Origin of the sequence: Janibacter sp. CX7 (assembly GCF_024362365.1) — a bacterium.
GTDB lineage: Bacteria > Actinomycetota > Actinomycetes > Actinomycetales > Dermatophilaceae > Janibacter.
In genome coordinates, this window is sequence record NZ_CP101464.1 from 2,972,494 (window position 1) to 2,990,707 (window position 18,214).

Here is an 18,214-nt window from a genome sequence, read left to right on the forward strand (position 1 = left end):
GGGGGAAGGTCAGGACTCGTCGAGGCGGGCCTGCGGCACGGGGGCGTCGGTGCCCTCGGCGCGCACGTCGCGGTGCCAGGACTCGGTGCGATAGCGGGTGACCCAGCCCATCGACGCATAGATCCCGTCGGCGCCGGTCGGGCTGTCGGCGTCGACCTCGAGCGAGACGCGGTTGCGGCCGCGGCGAGCGGTGTCGGCGATGACGGCGTGGAGCAGCGACTTGGCCACCCCGCGACCGCGGGCCAGGCGGTGGACGCCGATGTAGTCGATGTAGGTGCCCTCGTGGCCGTCGGCGTCCTCGGGCAGCACCGCTGCGGCCACGGCGCCGCCGGGCACCCACTGGCCCTCGATCTCGATGTCGGCGATCCACCAGTGGTCCCACCGGTGGCCGGGCGCCTCGCGCAGCCGCGAGAGGAACTCCGGGAAGGACTCGCGATAGGAGTTGAAGTGGTCGGCGAAGGACTCCTCGATCATCCGGTAGACCGCCTGCAGGTCCGCCGCGACCGGGGTGCCGTCCTCGCGGCGCGCGACCTGGCGCACGACGACGCCCTCGCGGGTCTCGGCGAGCTCGGCGTCGCCGGGACCGATGGGCCGGCTCATCTGCAGCCACCGACGCGCGCGGGTGAAGCCGGCCGGCTCGAGCATGCTGCGCAGGCGGTCGTCGTCCTCGTGCACCGACACGTCGAGCCGGGTGCCTCCGAGCCCGCGCCCGCGGGAGATGCGCAGCGCGACCGCCTCGGCCCAGGCGAGCAGCGAGGCCGCGAGCGCCTGACCGTCCTCGCGACCGAGCGCCGGGTCAGCGGTCAGGTCGACGTTGGACCGGCCGGCCGCCCGGTCGTGCACCCGGGCCCACACCCGGATCGCACCCTGCGGATCAGCGACGACGACCTGACGACGGGTCCACGAGCCCTCACCGACGGCCTCGCCGGCGACGAGCTCGGCCTCGACGGCACCGGAGCCGTCGACCGCCCGCTTGGCCGACGAGACGAGCGCGATGAGCTCGTCGACGTCGGTCTCGTCGGGCACCCGGGTCGTCCAGCCCTCGGGCAGGTCCTCCGGGACGATCGGGAGGAAGCCGGTCTGGTTGCGGGGGCCGCCGCTCACGGGACCATCCGTCGCTGACGGGGCAGGAAGTCGGGGGACTCCTTGCGGGCATTGGCCGCTCGTGCCCGAGCGGCGTTGGGCCCGAAGAGCAGGGGCAGCTGCTCCCTTCGCTCACGGGCGAAGGTGTAGCGCGGGCTGCGGTTCCACGTGCCGTCGAAGAGCCGCTTGGTCGCGGCGAGCGCGTCCGGCGAACGGGTCGCCAGCTGCTGCGCGAGCTCGGTGGCCGCGGCCACGGGGTCGGCGGCGACCTCGGTCGCGAGCCCGAGCTCGTGCGCCCGGGTCCCCGAGATCTTGTCGGCGGTCATCGTCAGCTTCTTCGCCACGTCGATGCCGACGAGCTCCGAGAGGGCCTGCACGCCGGACATGTCGGGGATGATCCCCCAGCGGCCCTCGAGCACCGACCACGTCGCCTCGGGATGGGTGATGCGGAAGTCGGCAGCAAGCGCGATCTGCAGCCCGCCACCGAGGCAGTGCCCGCTCACGGCCGCGATGACCGGCACGGGCAGGCGGCGCAGCGCCCACGGCGCCTCCTGGAAGGTGTTGGTCCCCCGCCACGGCCGCGGGACGAAGCGCGACGCGATCGCCGACGGCTTCTTCATCGCCGAGCCGAAGTCGAGCCCGGCGCAGAAGGAGTCCCCCTCCCCCGAGACGACGACGGCCCGCAGCCGTCGGTCGGAGCGCAGCCCGTGGGCCGCCGCGGCGAGGTCGTCGAGCATGTCGAGCGTCAGCGCGTTGAGCTTGTCGGGCCGGGACAGGCGCACGTGTCCGATGCCGTCCTGGATGGTCGTCGTGATGTGCCGGGGCATGGCCCCAAGACTAGGTGGGTCCGGGGACGACGGAAGGGCCCCGTCCGAGGACGGGACCCTTCCGGTCGTGGCGGGGACGCGGGTGCGCCGCCGCGTGGGCGGGGTGCTCCCGGGTCAGACCGCCTTGAGGAGCTGGTCGAGGATGCCCGAGACCTCCGAGGCGGACTTCGACGTCGCCGAGGTCACCAGGTAGGTCGTGCCACCCGCCTCGCCGGCGCACTGCGTCGTCGAGGAGAGCTTGCCGCAGTGGTTGTCGCCGACCTTTTCGTCGCCGTCCCAGATGGCCTCGAAGTCGGCCGGCTTGACGCCCTCGCCGATGACGACGGAGATCGTGTCCGAGCCCTTGGTGTAGACGGCCGTCTGCTGGCCGCTGTTGTCGCTCGTCGTGCCACGCTTCCAGCCGTCGAACTCCTCGGGGAACTCAGCGGTGCCGCCACCGGCGGTGGAGGAGGACGAGGTCTCGGAGGTCGGCTCGCTCGTCGACGAGGTGGTCGGCTCGCTCGTCGTCTCGGAGGTCGGCTCCGTGGTCGAGGACTCGGTGCTGCTCTCGCTGGTCGACTCGCTCGTCGTGGTCGACGAGCTCGACTCGTCGTCGTCACGGTTGGCGATGACGAAGCCACCGATGCAGCACAGGACCACGACGAGGGCGATGACGCCGGCGATGGCGGCGATCAGGCCCTTGCTGCGGCTCTTCTTCGGCGGCTCACCCGGGCCACCGGACATGCCGTAGGGCTGGCCGGGGCCACCGGGACCAGCAGGACCACCGGGGCCGCCGCCGTAGCCCTGGCCGGGCTGGCCCTGCCCGAACTGCCCGGAGGGCGGCTGGGTCTGGCCGAAGGAACCGCCCGGGGGCGGAGGGACGTTCGGGCCGCTCGGACCCCCTGCTGGTGTGGACATGAGCCAATCGTGGCACAGCCGGTGCGCACGACGCGGCGAAGGGCGGAACTCCCCCTGTCGAGTTCCGCCCTTCGCGTCGGTCCGGAACCCCCCTGCAGGCTCCGGACCGGTGTCGGGGGTGGCGTCCCCTGTGCCCTTCCGACACCGACAAACCTATGGATGTGCTGGGAACCGGTCGATGGGGAGAAGTACCCATCCGACCCGGGGGCTGGCCCCCGGGCGCCTCATCGGGCGAAGGGAGGCTGCCTCGAGTCAAAGACACAGCGCGTGAGCGAACACGCGCTGTGTCTTTGTCCGAGAGGGGGCGTCGGTGGGCGGAGGGCCAAGGGAGCCGCAGGACGAAGGGGGATGGCTGCGCACATCAAGCCGAAGTCAGGCACGACAACCGCCGGCGAAGAGGAGAACGAAGGACTTCGGCGGGCGCAGCCGCCCCCCTTCGTCCGGAGGCCAGCAGTCGTCCCCCGTCGCCCGGAGGGACGCACCTCAGCCGGAGGGACGCACCTCAGCGCGCCTCGAGCAGCTCCTTGAGCCGGCGCAGGGTGACGGCCATGCCCGCCTCCATCTCGCGGTCGAAGTCGGAGACGCCACCGAGCACCTTGTCCTGCAGGGTGCGCGAGATCTGCGTCGTGCCCTGCGGGGCCTCGCGGCGGTGGGTCACGGTCGTGCCACCCGCGGCCGAGGGCGCGAGCTCGAAGGACCAGATCGTCGCGTTGTCCTTGACCCGGAAGGCGTAGTCGCGCGCGCGCTCGAAGCGCACGACCTTGGCGCGGGTCGGCCAGAGCAGCGGACCGCGACGGTTGATGTTGATCGTGCGCGTGCCGAGCCCGACGGGGGCCGTACCCACGACGTGGGTGCGCACCACCTGATCGGACAGTCCGGCGAGGGCTCGCGGATCGGTGATGACCGCCCAGACCTGCTCGGGCGTGGCATCGATGTCGGTCGTGGACTCCAGGAGCGGGGCGTTCTGCGTCGTCGTCATGCGACCCGACCCTATGAGCCGCTGACGGGCTCCGCTGTGGCCGAGGTCTCCCCCTTCGTCACCGGACCCTGCTCCAGGGCGGTGCCCTCGACGTCGAGGTCCGGCAGGATCCGGTCGAGCCAGCGGGGCATCCACCAGGCGCCCTCACCGAGCAGGTGCATCACCGCAGGAGTGAGGGTCATCCGCACGAGGAGCGCGTCGACGAGGACTCCGACGGCGAGCGCAAAGCCGATCGGCCGGATCATCGTCAGGTGGGCGAAGATGAAGCCCGCGAAGACCGCCGCCATGATCAGGGCCGCGGCGAGCACGACCTTGGCGCCGTGGGTGAAGCCGTGCCGCACCGCAGCGCGGGCGTCGGCGCCGTGGGCGTGCGCCTCCTTCATCCCGGACACGAGGAACATCTGGTAGTCCATCGCCAGGCCGAAGAGGACGCCGATGAGCATGATCGGCATGAAGCTGAGCATCGGCCCGGGGGTGTCGACACCGAGGATCGAGCCGAGCCAGCCCCACTGGTAGACCGCGACGGCGGCACCGAAGGACGCGGCGACGGACAGCAGGAAGCCGGCGGTCGCGACGAGCGGCACGAGGATGCTGCGGAAGACGATGGTGAGCAGGACGAGCGAGAGCCCGATGACGATCGCCAGGTAGGGAGGAAGCGCGGCGGCGAGCTGCTCGGAGATCTCGATGTTGGCGACGGTCTGGCCGGTGAGGCCGATCTCGGAGTGCGTCGCCGTGCCGATCGGTCCGGCGCTCGCCTTGAGGAGGCGGACGGTGTCGCTCGTCTCCTTGTCCGCCGGGCCGCCTACGGTGACGACCTGGAAGGCGAGCGTGGTCCGGTCGTCACTGACCCCGAAGGGGATGACCGCCTTGACGCCGTCGACGCTGCGCAGCTCCTTGACGAGGTGGCTCTGCTCGACGAGGACCGCGTCCGTGTCCTTCGCCGGCTCGTCGAGGGTTGCGACGGCGATGATCGGACCGTTGGCCCCGGCGCCGAAGTTGTCCTCGACCTCGACGTAGGTCTGGTGGGCGGTGGACTCAAGCGGCTCACTCGACCCGTCCGGCAGCCCGAGGCGAAGGGAGAGCGCCGGCACCGCGATGATCCCGCACAGGGCGATGACAGCGAGCACGACGAGCGCGGGGCGCTTCGTCACGCCGTCGACGTAGCGCGACCCGAAGACCTGGTCGGTGTCGGGCCGGGCGGCATGCTTGGCCCACGCGCGCTTCGAGATGACCCGGCGGCCGACGACGTGGAGCAGGGCCGGGGTGAGCGTCAGGGCGACGCACACGGCGACGACGACGGTCGCGGCGGCGACGAGTCCCATCTGGCCGAGGAGCGGCACGGGGGTGATGACGAGTGCGGTGAGCGCGATGGCGACGGTCGTGCCGGCGACGACGACGGCGCTGCCCGCGGTGCCGACGGCGTGCGCGATGGAGTCGGTCATCTCGCGCCCGTCGAGCAGCTGGATGCGGTGCCGGTTGACGATGAAGAGCGCGTAGTCGATGCCGACGGCGAGGCCGAGCATGAGCGCGAGCGCCGGGGTCATCGCGTGCATGTCGAAGAAGTGCGTCGCGGTCATGGCCCCGGCGAGGCCGACGCCGACGCCGAGGAGGGCACCGGAGATCGGCAGTCCGGCAGCGATGAGCGAGCCGAGGGCGAGGGTGAGCACGATGGCAGCGATGACCAGGCCGACGACCTCACCGGGACCGACGAGGGTGTTCTCCTGGGTGATCTCGACGCTGTACTCCGTCTGGATCCCGACGTCGTCGAGCTGCTTCCCGATCTCGACGATCGCCTCCTTGACCTCGGGGTCGACGGAGTTGGTGTTGGTGTCAAACTGGATCTGGGTCAGCGCGTAGCCGTCATCGGTGACAAATCGTGTGTCCGCGGCCCCGTGGGCGACGATCGTGCCGGCGTCGTACTGGGTCCGGCCGGCCTTGAGCTTGCGCTCCCCCTTGGCGTAGTCCTTCTTGGCCTTGGCCATCTTCTTCTCGCCGTCCTTGACCTGCTGGCGGATCTCGGCGAGGTGCGGGCTGTCGGGGTCGTTCTTCTCGAAGTAGTCGATCCACGCGTTGCCGTAGTCGAGCTGGCCCTGGGCCTTGGAGATCTTGACCCAGGCCTTGTCGAGGTCCTTCTGGCCCTTGTCGAGGTCCTTCTTCGCGTCCGTCAGGTCGGTGCGCGAGTCGTCGAGGGTCCGCTGGTTGTCGAAGGGGTTGATGACCCGCTTGACGCTCGGCTGGTCCTCCCACTCGCCGTAGACCTTGTCGATCGCCGTGCGCTGCTCGGAGGTGAATGCGCCGTCCTCGGTGTGGAGCACCACCGTGCCGAAGCCGCCTGCTGCGTCGGGGATCTCGGTCTGCAGGTTGTCCAGCACCTCCTCGAACTCGCTCCCGGGCACCGACACCTCGTTGGTCAGGGGGCGACCGAAGGCGGCGGCGCCGGATCCGGCCAGTACGAGGACGACGAGCCAGGCCGCGAGCACGCTCTTGGCGTGGGTGGCGCACCAGCGGCCGAGGCGGTAGAGGCGAAGTGCCATGCGAGTGATCTCCTGATCGAGTCTTCTACGTCCGTAGAACAGTCATCTACAAATGTAGAGGCAATGTCGTTGAGAGGTCAAACGGTGGGAGAGAATGGATCGGTGAATCCCCCTTCGCCGCCCCCGGTTGCACGATCGTCCACCGATGGTCGGGTGGGGACAGCCCTCGCCGCCCTGGTGCTCGGGGGCGTCGGCATCGGCGTCACCGAGTTCGTGACGATGGGACTGCTCCCGGAGATCGCCGGGGGCATCGGGACAACGATCCCACAGGCCGGGCACACAATCTCGGCGTACGCGCTCGGCGTCGTCGTCGGCGCACCGACGATCGCGATCTTCGGCAACCGGCTCCCCCGCCGTGAGCTGCTGGTCGCGCTCATGGTCCTCTTCGCCGTGGGCAACGCCCTGAGCGCGGTCGCCACGAGCTACCCGCTGCTCATGCTCGCCCGGCTCGTCGCCGGCATCCCGCACGGCGCCTTCTTCGGCATCGCCTCGATCGTCGCCTTCGACATCGTCGCGCCGGGGCGCGGCGGCTGGGCGGTCAGCCGGATCATGCTCGGCATCCCCATCGCCAACGTCGCCGGCGTCCCACTCGCGACCTGGCTGGGCCAGCAGGCCGGCTGGCGCTCCGCGTACTGGCTCGTCGCCGCGATCGGTGTCCTCACCGCCGTGCTCGTCAGCATCGTCGTCCCGCACCAGCCCGCCGACACAGAGGCCGACGTGCGCAGCGAGCTGTCCGCCTTCGCCGACTCGCAGGTCTGGCTCACACTGCTCGTCGGGTCGATCGGCTTCGGCGGCGTCTTTGCGATGTACTCCTACATCTCACCGATCCTGCGCAACCAGACCGGCCTGCCCGCCGACGCGGTGCCGATCTACCTCTTCGTCTACGGCGTCGGTGGCCTGCTCGGCACGATGATCGCCGGGCGGCTCGTCGACCTGTCGGTGCTGCGCACGCTCGTCGGGTCGACGATCGCGACCGGGGCCAGCCTCGCCCTCTTCGCCTGGGCCGCCAACTGGGCGATCCCGGCCGGCGTCGTCCTGCTCCTCGTGTGCATCTCCGTCTCGGCCTTCGTCCTCGCCCTCCAGCTGCGGCTCATGGAGGTCGCCGGACGCGCCCGCACCCTCGGCGCCGCCGGCAATCACGCCGCCCTCAACGTCGCCAACGCCCTCGGCGCCTGGCTCGGTGGACTCGTCCTCGCCGCTGGATGGGGGTGGCAGGCGCCCTCGCTCGTCGGCGCCGGCCTGTCCCTCGCCGGCCTCGTGACGCTGCTGATCTCCCTTCGCATCCACCGCGGTCGCACGACGCTGGACTGACCCTGCACCCTTCGCCCCTTCGAGACGCTTGCTGCGCAAGCCCCTCAGGGACCGGAGGGCATATCGTCGGCCCCATGGCGCACCCCGACATCCGCCCGGCCACACCGGAGGACCTGCCCGACCTGATCCGTCTGGTCAAGGACCTGGCGACGTACGAGAAGGAGCCGGACGCGGCCGTCGCCACGGAGGACGACTTCCGCGCCGCGCTCTTCCCCACGGGCAAGGGCGCGACGCCGATGGCCTGGTGCCACGTCGCCGAGGCGGGCGAAGGGCGGGACCGTCAGGTCGTCGGGATGGCGCTGTGGTTCCTCACCTTTTCCACCTGGACCGGTCGGCACGGTATCCACCTCGAGGACCTCTACGTCGAGCCGCGGCACCGCGGGTCGGGCCTGGGCAAGGCGCTGCTCGAGACCCTCGCGCAGGAGTGCCGCGAGCGCGGGTACAAGCGGCTGGAGTGGTCCGTGCTGCGGTGGAATGCACCGTCGATCGCCTTCTACGACTCGCTCGACGCGACGCCGCAGGACGAGTGGCTGACCTACCGGCTCGACGGCGACGCTCTCGAGGCGCTCGGTCGCGACGACGACTGAGCGGACTCCCCCTTCGCCCCCGCCCGTCCGGCCACGTGGAACCGGACGTGGAGATCCGGGTCACGCCTGCCATAGTGGGCGGGTTCCACGCACGCATTTGGGAGGCACCCGGTGATTCAGTACGTCCACATGTTCAGCGAGGGCGATCGCGACCAGAAGGATCTGCTCGGCGGCAAGGGGGCCAACCTCGCCGAGATGGTCAAGCTGGGCCTGCCGGTCCCGCCCGGATTCACGATCACCACCGAGGCCTGCCGCGCCTACCTCTCCGAGGGGCGGGTGCCCCCGGAGGTGCGCGTCGAGGTGACCCAGCGACTGCGTGACGTCGAGGACCTCATCGGCCGCACCCTCGGCGACTCCGAGGAGCCGCTGCTGCTCTCCGTGCGCTCCGGGGCGAAGTTCTCCATGCCCGGGATGATGGAGACGGTGCTCAACGTCGGGCTCAACGACGACACCGTGCACTCGCTGGCCTCCTTCGCCGGCGACGAGCGCTTCGCGTGGGACTCCTACCGGCGCCTCATCCAGATGTTCGGCAAGACGGTGCTCGACATCGACTCCGAGCGCTTCAGCGACGTGCTCGACGCGCACAAGGAGCAGGCCGGGGTCCAGGCGGACGTCGACCTGACCGCCGACCACCTCAAGGAGGTCGTCGCGGAGTTCAAGCAGATCGTGCTCGACGAGACGGGCAACCCCTTCCCGCAGACGCCGCGTCGCCAGGTCGACATGGCGATCGAGGCGGTCTTCCGCAGCTGGAACACCGAGCGCGCCCAGCTCTACCGCCGCCGCGAGCGCATCGCCGACGACCTCGGCACCGCGGTCAACGTGCAGGCGATGGTCTTCGGCAACCTCGGCGAGACCTCGGGCACGGGCGTGTGCTTCACCCGCGACCCTTCCTCCGGGCACTCCGGCGTCTACGGCGACTACCTGCCCAATGCGCAGGGCGAGGACGTCGTCGCCGGCATCCGCAACACGCTCGCGCTCACCGACCTCGAGCAGCGCGACCCCGAGGCCTACAAGGAGCTGCGCGCCGCGATGCGCCGGCTCGAGACGCACTACCGCGACCTGTGCGACATCGAGTTCACCATCGAGCGCGGCAAGCTGTGGATGCTGCAGACCCGCGTCGGCAAGCGCACCGCCGGTGCCGCCTTCCGCATCGCGACCCAGCTCGTCGACGAGGCCCTGATCACGATGGACGAGGCGCTCGAGCGGGTCACCGGCGAGCAGCTGAGCCAGCTGCTCTTCCCGCAGTTCGACCGCGAGGCCGAGCGCACCCTCATCGCGACCGGCATGGGCGCCTCCCCCGGCGCGGCCGTGGGCGCCGTGGCCTTCGACAACGCGAGCGCCGAGGCCAAGCAGGCCGAGGGCAGCTCGGTGATCCTCGTGCGTCGCGAGACCTCCCCCGAGGACCTGCCCGGCATGATCGCCGCCGCGGGCATCCTCACCGCGCGCGGTGGCAAGACCTCGCACGCGGCCGTTGTCGCCCGCGGCATGGGCAAGTGCGCCGTCGTCGGCGCCGAGGACCTCGTCGTCGACGTGGCGAGCAAGGAGATCCGGGTCGGCGAGCACGTCGTGCGCGAGGGCGACACGATCGCCATCGACGGCAAGACCGGCGAGGTCTTCCTCGGCGACGTCCACGTCGTCGACTCCCCCGTGATGACCTACATCTCCGAGGGCATCGAGGCCGCCCGGGCGATCTCCGACGGTCAGGAGACGACCGAGCTCATCGAGGCCGTCGACCGGCTGCTCACCCACGCCGACGCCCGTCGCCGGCTCAAGGTGCGCGCCAACGCCGACACCGGCGAGGACGCCCAGCGCGCCCGCGACCGCGGCGCCGAGGGGATCGGCCTGTGCCGCACCGAGCACCAGTTCCTCGGCGAGCGGCGCCAGCAGATCGAGCGGGTCGTCCTCGCGGAAACCGACGAGGAGCGCGATGCCGCCCTCGCCGAGCTGCTGCCGGCGCAGATCGAGGACTTCGCCCAGCTGCTCTCCGCGATGGACGGGCTGCCGACGACGATCCGGCTCATCGACCCGCCGCTGCACGAGTTCCTCCCCGACCTCACCGACCTGACCGTCGAGGTCGCCCTGGCGGAGGAGCGCGGCGAGGGTGGCCCCGAGGTCGAGCGGGCGCGCGCGCTGCGCGACGCGGTGCGGGCGATCCACGAGTCCAACCCGATGCTCGGCCTGCGCGGCGTGCGCCTCGGGCTGAAGATCCCCGGCCTCTTCGGCCTGCAGATCCGCGCCATCGCCGAGGCCGTCGTGCGGTTGCGTGAGGAGGGCAAGGACCCCCAGCCGGAGATCATGGTCCCGCTCATCGGCTCCAACCGTGAGCTCGTCATCGTCCGGGCCCAGGCGGAGGAGATCATCGCCGAGGTCGCCGAGGCGCACAACCAGTCGATCGACCTGCCGATCGGCTGCATGATCGAGCTGCCGCGCGCGGCCCTCACGGCCAACCGCATCGCGCAGACCGCCGACTTCTTCTCCTTCGGCACCAACGACCTGACCCAGACGACGTGGGGCTTCTCCCGCGACGACGTGGAGACGGCCTTCTTCCCGAAGTACCTGGAGAACGGCGTCCTGACGATCTCCCCCTTCGAGACCCTCGACGCGCTCGGCGTCGGCGAGCTCGTGCGGATCGGTGTCGACAAGGGCCGGAGCACGCAGCCGGGCCTGAAGACCGGTGTCTGCGGCGAGCACGGTGGCGACCCGGAGTCGATCCACTTCTTCAACGAGGCCGGCCTCGACTACGTGAGCTGCTCCCCCTTCCGCGTCCCGGTGGCGCGCCTGGAGGCCGGCCGCGCGGTCGTGCTCACCGACGACGTCGGCACCCGCTGACCGGACCTCGTCCGGGCACGTCCGGGCCTCGAGACCGCACAGGGCGGGACTCCCGACGAGGGGGTCCCGCCCTTCGTCATGCTGGCCCGGTATTGAACCGGTAGCCCCGGGAGCCGGCGGGCCCCTTGGACTGCTGCCGGCTTCCAGGGCTACCGGTTCAACACACAACCTTCATGACGCATGGGCGTCAGTACCTCGTCCGGGCACGACGAAGGCCCCGCACCACATGGTGCGGGGCCTTCGTCACGTCCGGGCTGGATTCGCCCCCGGACGGTCGCGCTCAGCGCGTGGAGAGGACCGGGTGGAAGCGGTCGCTCATCCGGTTGTCGTAGGGCGCGTGGTAGCCCGGCGCCGACGTGGCCGAGGAGATGAGGTCCTGCTTGGACGTACGGGTCTCGTCCTGGGACATGGCGGCCAGCTCGGCGGCCATGCGGGTGTGGTCGGAGTCCGGGCCGGCACCCCAGTGGCGGTTGGCGGCGGGACGAAGGGCGTTGATGTAGGTCATCCAGAGCTTCTCCATGGCCACAATGATGTCAGCGTCAACTATCCGTGACCAATGCAGTTTTGTGGCAGATCATGCAGGTTTGCTTCATCATCGGCTACTCTTCCGGGCATGGTCGACGCCCACCGACTCCGGACCTTCTTGTCCGTCATGGCCTCCGGCTCGGTCAACGCCGCCGCCGGGCACCTCGGCTACTCACCGTCGGCGGTGAGCCAGCAGATCGCCGCGCTGCAGAAGGAGACCGGGCTCACACTCTTCACCCGCCACGGGCGCGGGATCGAGCCCACACCGGCGGCCCACACGCTCGCAGCGGAGTCCGAGCAGCTCATGACGGAGCTCAAGCGGGTCGATGCCGTCGTCGACGACCTGCGCGAAGGGAGCACCGGCTCGCTGGCGATCGGGTACTTCGCCTCGGCGGGCTATCGGTGGATGCCGCAGCTGGCCAAGCGCCTGCAGGCGAAGATGCCCGAGCTGACGCTGCAGATGGTCCTCACCGAGGGCTACCCGCGCGGCGAGGCGCCGATCGTCGACATCGACGTCGTGCCCGCCGACCCCACCACCTCGGTCCGGGCCGGCCACCTCGTCACTCCCCTGATGACCGACCACTTCGTCGCGCTCGTGCCGGCCGACCACAAGCTCGCCGGCCGGCGCCGCGTCGAGATGGCCGAGCTCGCCGACAGCCCGTGGATCAGCAACGACATCTCCGCCGGCATCACCCAGGACATGGTCGACCGGGCTTGTCGCGCAGCGGGGTTCCGGCCCCGCTACACCGTCGAGGCGCAGGACCACTACACGGCGACGGCCTTCGTCGCGGCGGGTGTGGGCATCACGGTCCTGCCCGACCTCGCCAGCCGCTCGATCCCCAAGTCGGTGCGCCGCCTGCGCCTGACCAACCCCAACCCGGTGCGTGACATCGTCGCGCTCACCGCGCCCGTGGCCCGGTCCAACGAGGCGGCGAAGCTCGCCGTCGACCTGCTGCAGCAGATCGCCGCCGCCTCTGCCCGGCGGCGGTGACGCCCCCTTCGGCTCAGGGCCACTCCTCGCGCAGGATCCCGTAGGTGTAGCCGTCGACCCAGCCGAGCTCGGCGTGCCACGAGTCCTTGACGCCGTGCTGCTCCCTGCGCATGCCGATGCGCTCCATGACCCGCCACGACGGGGTGTTGTCGGCGAAGCAGCCGGCCGTCACCCGGTGCAGCCCGAGCTCGTCGAAGGCGATCGACAGCAGGCCGCGCGCCAGGTGTGTGCCGTGGCCGCGACCGGCGTGCGCGGGGTCGATGGTGTAGCCGAGGCTGCCCTGGGCCCGGCTCCAGATGTCCTGACCGGCGTGGACCTGGCCCATGGCGTCCCCGATGGACAGTGAGCCGGTCCCCACGAGCTGACCGTCGACGTGTGCGGCCACGCCGAGGCTGTCGGGGTCGTCCTCGAGCCAGCTGCGCGTGTACGTCTGCGGGTCGACGGTCGTCAGCAGCAGCCACCGCGTGACCTCGGGGCTGTTCCGCCAGGTGAGTGCCTGCGCGATGTCGTCGGGTGTCGGTGGGCGAAGGGAGAGTGGCCCGGCCTGTCGTGGCCAGGCAAGGTCGGCGACCTTCACTCGCCGGACCCCGCCCAGGACCGCTCGACGAGCTCGCGCAGGACGTCGGCGTCGACGTCCTGCAGACGCTTGATGTAGACGCAGCCCTTGCCGGTGGTGTGCGTGCCGAGGCGGTCGAGCAGGTCCTCGTTGGACCCGTAGAAGGTCAGTCCGTAGAGCGTGAGCGCTGCCTTGCGCGGGGCGAGGCCGATGCGGAACCACTCGTGCTCCTTGCCGTCGGCCGTCGTGTAGGGCTGGGTGCCGAAGCCGATCATCGACGGCCCCCACACGACCGGCTCGGCCCCGGAGACCTCGCGCATGAGGTCGAGCGCGGCCTGCGCGTCCGTGCGGCGGCGCTCGTCGGCCACGGCGCCGAGCACCTCGTCGGGGGAGGTGTCGGTGGGCTTCGTCTTGCGGTCGCTGGCCATGGACCGAGGCTAGTCCGGTTGGAGGCCGTCACTGAGGGACGCGAGCGCACGCACCCGCGGCCGGGGCTGGCACAGCCCCAAGTCAGGACTCCGAGACGGACCTCGCCACGTGCCCTAGGGTTGGGAGCCAAACCTAGGGGGGTTACGTGCCACAGGCGACACATGGAGCCGACGTCGAGCGACTGCACGACATTGCGGCATCGCTCGGCGAAGAGTGCGAGAAGATCACGACGTTGAGTCGTCAGGGGTCAGCAATGGCCGACGTTCTCAACTCGCACTGGTCCGGTACGGACCAAGCGACCTTCCAATCCGAGTGGTCCGCATCCGTCACCGCCTTGACGTCCGCTGCCAGTGCACTCCGTGCGTGGTCCGCGCGCCTCCTTGAGCAAGCCGAGGACCAGGTGCAGGCAAGCACAGCCGCACGTGGAGGCGCGGCCAGCGGGAAACGGGCCCCACTGACCGGTCAGCCGCCGGCCACGCCCGGGCCCACGACGTCCAGAGGTCAGTCCGCGCAAGCGACCAGCACGTCACAAGCGGCTGTCGGCAGTCGAGCTCCTGATGTCAACAAGGTCGACAATCAGGTGGTCGGCGGTACCGGCGGACCAGACCCGCACCGACCCGACGGGTTGGGAACAGGGAGACCTGGCACGGCTGCGCCGACCAAGCCGAGTGCACCTGCATGGACTCCACCCGATGGAGGCGCGGGCAAGCACGACTCCCAACCGGTGTCGAAGGACGTGCTCCAGACTCTGGCGAAGGCGCGCGGCATGGTGGCTGGAGCGAGAGTCAAGGGTTGGGACGACGCGGCCAGACACATGGACCACTACCTCGACGGATCCGGCGAGCCACTCGGGGTGGACGTGGACGAGTTGATCCGAGACAACGGCATAGTGGCCGATGCGATCAAGCAACGCGAGAACGATGTAGCCTCTGCCGCCGTGGAGAAGGCTCGCAAGGAGGGCGTCCACGGCCCCGTGACCTACCCGGTCAACACCACGTGGGCTCACACCTTCGCCGACAACAGTCAGAACTGGTACTACGCGACGAACGGCATGGCACACAACGCGGCCGGTCACGTCACGGTCTACCCGCCTGACACGCCCAACGGGAAGTGGCGCTACGAGATGGAGACCCAGGTCAACTACCGGGACCGCTACAACTTCGACGACGGGAAGTCTGCTCCGGTGAACGGAGACACCGTCCCGGACAAGGACCTGGCCGACCTGCACCGCGCCGGCTTGGCCAAGGAGTACACCCTGCACGGCACCTCATCGACCCGACGTCGGTCAGGCAGCATCTCGTGAAGGTGCTCGCCATCTCCGGGGCCACTCTCGTCGCGGCCGCGTGCACCGCCGGCTGGCCGAGTCCGCCGCCCACCACCACCCCCACAACGTCGAACGTCGCGCTCGACGACGTCACCGCGGAGGTCGGGATCGCTCTCCCAAGGGGCGCCGAGGTGACGAGCACCCACAACATCGCGGATGAGCCGACGACGTACCGCATCATCTTCACTGCCCCTCACGAATCCGTGCGCGCTTGGTGTGCCGACGAGATCGGAAGCGACCTCCCTGCAACCGGTCTCACGGAGCAGGACCAAGAGCTGCTCGGGGTGGACTCGGCTCCGGAGGGAGCAAGGATCTGCTCCGCGCTCTCGAGCAACCACACGTGGCAGCAGACCGCACTCGTCACCACCGACACCCCGGCGAAGGTCCGACTCGCGGTCTACCGAGCGTCATGAACGCGGCCTCGAGCAGGCTGAAACAGCACAGAGGTGGATCCGCTCTTTCAGATCCGGTCCCCGGTCTCACGCACCTCGTGGCTGAGCCCGGAACTCCACGTCGCGGAGGATCTCGACGATGTCGTCAACTGCGCTCTCGTCGACGATCAGCTCGACGAAGCGCACCTGGTGGACGTCGAAGCGCGCACCGTCGAGGTAGCCACCGAAGGCCTCCTTGGCCGCTTCGCGGTCGAGCCCGACGAGCGACCTCACGAAGAGCCCGAGCCCGCGCGCCTTTTCAGCCGCCCGCTCCACGTCCGCGGCAGCCCCGGCTCCGCTCTCCAGCAGCATCTGCTCGAGCGCGCTGAGGTCACCCTCGGTGAGCTGCCGGTTACGCCGCAGCCGCTGCAGGGCGATGTTGCTCTCGTGGGAGCGCAGGTAGGCACTGGCCTTCGCGCGGAAGCGCTCCATGTCGGTGCCCGGCACCGTCCCGGGCAGCGTCACCTCGGTCGCCTCACCGAGCTCGTCGGCGAAGTCCGTGTAGACCGGGTTGCGTTTCGTCTTCTCCACCAGGCGAACGAGCGCCCGCAGCTTCAGGCGCATCTGCTCGAGCATCGGGAGCGTCACATCGACCCACCACTCGTCACCCGCCACGGGACGAGATAACCGTCGGCGACGGCTTCGTCGAGGCTGTAGGCACCGGTCGGGACACCGTACTCGAGCTGGAAGAGCCGGTAGGTGTTGTGGTCGACCTCGTCCTTGGGCGTGGCGGTCAGCGCGCGAACCGGCCCTGCGACCACAGTGGCGTGGCCTGCCAGCCCTCTGGGAACCCCATCTCTCCCACCGACCGCCCGGGCAAATCTTGGAACGTGTCCTCCACGAGATTCCTGACCTTGGAGGTCCAAGAACTCCCGGGCGACGTCCCCTGCAGCAGGTAGCCCATGAGGGTGAGCGCACCAAATGCTCGCTCGCTCTGCCCCTCGGGCAGGCACTCAAGGGCGTCGATCGTCCTCAGTCCAGCCGTCCCAACAGGGGTGAAGGACCGATTCCACACACGGCCATGGTGCGCTGCGCTGTTCCGGATGACAGTCAAGTGCTCGAGCCAACGTGCCAGCGGATGCACCTTTCTGCCCTTCTTCCGCTGGTTGGCAGTCAATCTTGCTTCGTCGACCCGGACGCCAAGGCGCTCCGCAACTGTCCACTGATCACGAACGAGCATCCCGTCGTAGAGCTTGGAGACGTCCGAAAAGTCCAGGACCTCCGTCAGGACCCAGATCGGCACCCGCCCGCCGTACTTCTTCTCGTAGTGACGGATCGGCTCACTGTGTCTCTTGGCACGATCAACGCGCCGCCGTGCTGTCGCCAACCACTCCGAGCGCTCGAAGGCCGGGCGGAAGAGGCTCGGGTTCTCATAGCCCAATGGGTCGTGCTCCGCGATGCGGTAACTGACCCTGCTCCGCAGAGCCACCTCGATGCGCTCGACCCCGTCATGGATCTGGGTCCTGAGCTTCCGGTCAAACTCATACAAGCGGACAACGTCGTCGAACCTCGCATCCTGGACGAACTGATCCCCACGGACGCCTGTGTTGAGTGCCCGGTACGGGTACCAGTAGCCGCTAAGGCGGTAGTACCCGACCACCGTTAGCCACCGCTCAGCTTCGTCTCGATCCAGCATCATTCCACGCGCTCGCAGCAGCTCGACCTGCTTGCCGATCGTGGTGAATGGCTTGACCACCTGCTGGGCCATGCGTCCCCCTACATAGAGATCCAGCCCGCACCAAGCGAACTTGGGCGGGCTGAACGATTGCGGACAACGCTACCATCCCCAGGCGTCAGCCAGAAGCGCCCGGCGCGGTTTCGAGGCTCGGCCGCGGGCGGCCTCACACCTCACCCAGCGAGGGGGCGCAGGTCGTGGTGGACCCAGACGTTGGGCTCGACGTAGACCGCGTGGTCGTTGGCCAGGTCGACGTGGACGGGGGCGAGGCCCCCTTCGACCTCGACGGACCCGTCCACGTCGAAGGGCAGACCGGTCCACTCCCGCCACTGGGCCAGCGTGCCGGGGATCGTCATGGACAGCGGCGCCACCTGCACGATGCGGCCGCCGAGGCGCACGTGGGCGCGCAGCCATGGGTCGACCGGCAGCCCGTCCTCGCGGACCCGACGCGCGTACTCGTCTGCGGCAGTGCGGGGTTCGAGCCACTTGCGGGTCGGGCGGACCGGGCCTAGGAGGTCACGGCAGCCGAGCGCGGCATAGCGACGCCGCGCCTCGGCGAGCAGCGCGCCGCTCAGCCCTTCGCCCCGTCGGTCCACCGCCACCCGGGCCTCGATGAGGCTGATCGTCGACAGGTCCGGGGCTTCCCCCTTCGCCGCCAGCCACTCGGCCTCCTGCATCGCGGCATCCCAACCACGAGGCGGCAGGTCCGCCAAGGCATGACCGAAGGGCACCGCGTGCAGCCGCGCTACCGCGGCCTCGCCCTCCATGACGACGAGGTGCAGCTGCGGGAAGGCGTCGACCGCCGCCTCGTAGGCCCGGTCCGAGGTCGGGTCCTGGAGCATGAAGGTCGGCCAGTCCCCCGCGATCGACCAGAAGGCGTCGACGAGGTCCGGCCGCTCGGCGAGCGAGTGCGTCTGCATCGGTCCATCCAAGACGAAGGGAGCCGCCCCGACCAGTGGGTTTCGTCCCTTCGAGACGGTCGCTGGCGTCCTCCTCAGGGACCGGGGCGTGGCCTTTCGAAGAAGGAACGCTCGCTCGAGCGAGCGTTCCTTCTTCGAATGAGCCGCACCAGGTCTCGAGGCTCGCTGGCGCTCGCACCTCGAGCGGACGGCGAGGAGGCCCGGCGCAGCGTCAAGCCGACGTCGAGAACGACAACGCGACCACACGACGACGAAGGACTTCGGCAGCGCGCCGGGCCTCCTCGCCGGGAGCAACCGGGCAGGGGCCATAGGCTCG

18 protein-coding genes are annotated in these 18,214 nt (G+C 70.0%); 6 read left to right on the plus strand and 12 right to left on the minus strand.

Annotated features, from left to right (window positions below):
• Positions 1-9: 9 nt before the first annotated feature.
• The 5 genes from NMQ01_RS14640 to NMQ01_RS14660 all read right to left on the minus strand — a co-directional run bounded on the left by NMQ01_RS14640 (position 10) and on the right by NMQ01_RS14660 (position 6,320).
• A complete protein-coding gene (locus NMQ01_RS14640) occupies positions 10-1,104 on the minus strand; it encodes an N-acetyltransferase (protein ID WP_255184637.1) in 1,095 nt (364 codons plus the stop codon).
• Complete coding sequence (locus NMQ01_RS14645; RefSeq protein ID WP_255184638.1) at positions 1,101-1,910, minus strand: crotonase/enoyl-CoA hydratase family protein; 810 nt, start codon at positions 1,908-1,910, stop codon at positions 1,101-1,103. Before NMQ01_RS14645 ends, NMQ01_RS14640 begins: the two co-directional genes overlap by 4 nt.
• Before the next feature lie 114 nt (positions 1,911-2,024).
• Positions 2,025-2,807 (minus strand): hypothetical protein, encoded by a 783-nt coding sequence (locus NMQ01_RS14650; protein ID WP_255184639.1) that lies wholly within the window; start codon positions 2,805-2,807, stop codon positions 2,025-2,027.
• Positions 2,808-3,309: 502 nt separating this feature from the next.
• Positions 3,310-3,786: an SRPBCC family protein gene (locus NMQ01_RS14655; RefSeq protein ID WP_255184640.1), complete on the minus strand. Its 477-nt coding sequence runs from the start codon at positions 3,784-3,786 to the stop codon at positions 3,310-3,312.
• An 11-nt stretch (positions 3,787-3,797) separates the two neighbouring features.
• Positions 3,798-6,320, minus strand: a complete 2,523-nt coding sequence (locus NMQ01_RS14660; RefSeq protein WP_255184641.1) for an MMPL family transporter — start codon at positions 6,318-6,320, stop codon at positions 3,798-3,800.
• Positions 6,321-6,473: 153 nt separating this feature from the next.
• Here NMQ01_RS14660 and NMQ01_RS14665 point away from each other — a divergent pair, with 153 nt between their 5' ends.
• From NMQ01_RS14665 to ppdK, 3 genes are all read left to right on the plus strand, one after another.
• On the plus strand, positions 6,474-7,631 hold the full coding sequence (locus tag NMQ01_RS14665) for an MFS transporter (RefSeq protein ID WP_255184642.1): 1,158 nt from the start codon (positions 6,474-6,476) through the stop codon (positions 7,629-7,631).
• A 74-nt stretch (positions 7,632-7,705) separates the two neighbouring features.
• Positions 7,706-8,218, plus strand: coding sequence for a GNAT family N-acetyltransferase (locus tag NMQ01_RS14670; protein ID WP_255184643.1), 513 nt, complete (start codon positions 7,706-7,708; stop codon positions 8,216-8,218).
• A 129-nt stretch (positions 8,219-8,347) separates the two neighbouring features.
• Positions 8,348-11,047 (plus strand): pyruvate, phosphate dikinase, encoded by a 2,700-nt coding sequence (gene ppdK / locus NMQ01_RS14675; RefSeq protein ID WP_255186384.1) that lies wholly within the window; start codon positions 8,348-8,350, stop codon positions 11,045-11,047.
• A gap of 280 nt (positions 11,048-11,327) precedes the next feature.
• Here ppdK and NMQ01_RS14680 read toward each other — a convergent pair whose 3' ends face one another.
• Positions 11,328-11,567, minus strand: a complete 240-nt coding sequence (locus NMQ01_RS14680) for a hypothetical protein (RefSeq protein ID WP_255184644.1) — start codon at positions 11,565-11,567, stop codon at positions 11,328-11,330.
• A 93-nt stretch (positions 11,568-11,660) separates the two neighbouring features.
• Here NMQ01_RS14680 and NMQ01_RS14685 point away from each other — a divergent pair, with 93 nt between their 5' ends.
• Positions 11,661-12,563 carry a LysR family transcriptional regulator gene (locus NMQ01_RS14685; RefSeq protein WP_255184645.1) on the plus strand — a complete coding sequence of 301 codons (903 nt, stop codon included), beginning with the start codon at positions 11,661-11,663 and terminating at the stop codon, positions 12,561-12,563.
• A gap of 13 nt (positions 12,564-12,576) precedes the next feature.
• Here NMQ01_RS14685 and NMQ01_RS14690 read toward each other — a convergent pair whose 3' ends face one another.
• The gene (locus NMQ01_RS14690; RefSeq protein WP_255184646.1) at positions 12,577-13,140 is read right to left on the minus strand and encodes a GNAT family N-acetyltransferase; all 564 of its coding nucleotides are present in this window, start codon (positions 13,138-13,140) and stop codon (positions 12,577-12,579) included.
• On the minus strand, positions 13,137-13,547 hold the full coding sequence (locus NMQ01_RS14695; protein WP_255184647.1) for a DUF1801 domain-containing protein: 411 nt from the start codon (positions 13,545-13,547) through the stop codon (positions 13,137-13,139). The genes NMQ01_RS14690 and NMQ01_RS14695 overlap by 4 nt, the downstream gene beginning before the upstream one ends.
• A 725-nt stretch (positions 13,548-14,272) precedes the next feature.
• Here NMQ01_RS14695 and NMQ01_RS14700 point away from each other — a divergent pair.
• Positions 14,273-14,851 carry a hypothetical protein gene (locus tag NMQ01_RS14700; RefSeq protein ID WP_255184648.1) on the plus strand — a complete coding sequence of 193 codons (579 nt, stop codon included), beginning with the start codon at positions 14,273-14,275 and terminating at the stop codon, positions 14,849-14,851.
• Complete coding sequence (locus NMQ01_RS14705) at positions 14,848-15,285, plus strand: hypothetical protein (RefSeq protein WP_255184649.1); 438 nt, start codon at positions 14,848-14,850, stop codon at positions 15,283-15,285. The genes NMQ01_RS14700 and NMQ01_RS14705 overlap by 4 nt, the downstream gene beginning before the upstream one ends.
• Positions 15,286-15,351: 66 nt before the next feature.
• Here NMQ01_RS14705 and NMQ01_RS14710 read toward each other — a convergent pair whose 3' ends face one another.
• From NMQ01_RS14710 to NMQ01_RS14725, 4 genes are all read right to left on the minus strand, one after another.
• Positions 15,352-15,891, minus strand: coding sequence for a type I restriction-modification enzyme R subunit C-terminal domain-containing protein (locus tag NMQ01_RS14710; RefSeq protein WP_255184650.1), 540 nt, complete (start codon positions 15,889-15,891; stop codon positions 15,352-15,354).
• On the minus strand, positions 15,888-16,064 hold the full coding sequence (locus NMQ01_RS14715; protein WP_255184651.1) for a hypothetical protein: 177 nt from the start codon (positions 16,062-16,064) through the stop codon (positions 15,888-15,890). Before NMQ01_RS14715 ends, NMQ01_RS14710 begins: the two co-directional genes overlap by 4 nt.
• The gene (locus NMQ01_RS14720) at positions 16,037-17,011 is read right to left on the minus strand and encodes an Abi family protein (protein WP_255184652.1); all 975 of its coding nucleotides are present in this window, start codon (positions 17,009-17,011) and stop codon (positions 16,037-16,039) included. The genes NMQ01_RS14715 and NMQ01_RS14720 overlap by 28 nt, the downstream gene beginning before the upstream one ends.
• Positions 17,012-17,151: 140 nt before the next feature.
• Positions 17,152-17,898 carry an N-acetyltransferase gene (locus NMQ01_RS14725; RefSeq protein ID WP_255184653.1) on the minus strand — a complete coding sequence of 249 codons (747 nt, stop codon included), beginning with the start codon at positions 17,896-17,898 and terminating at the stop codon, positions 17,152-17,154.
• Positions 17,899-18,214 lie beyond the last annotated feature (316 nt).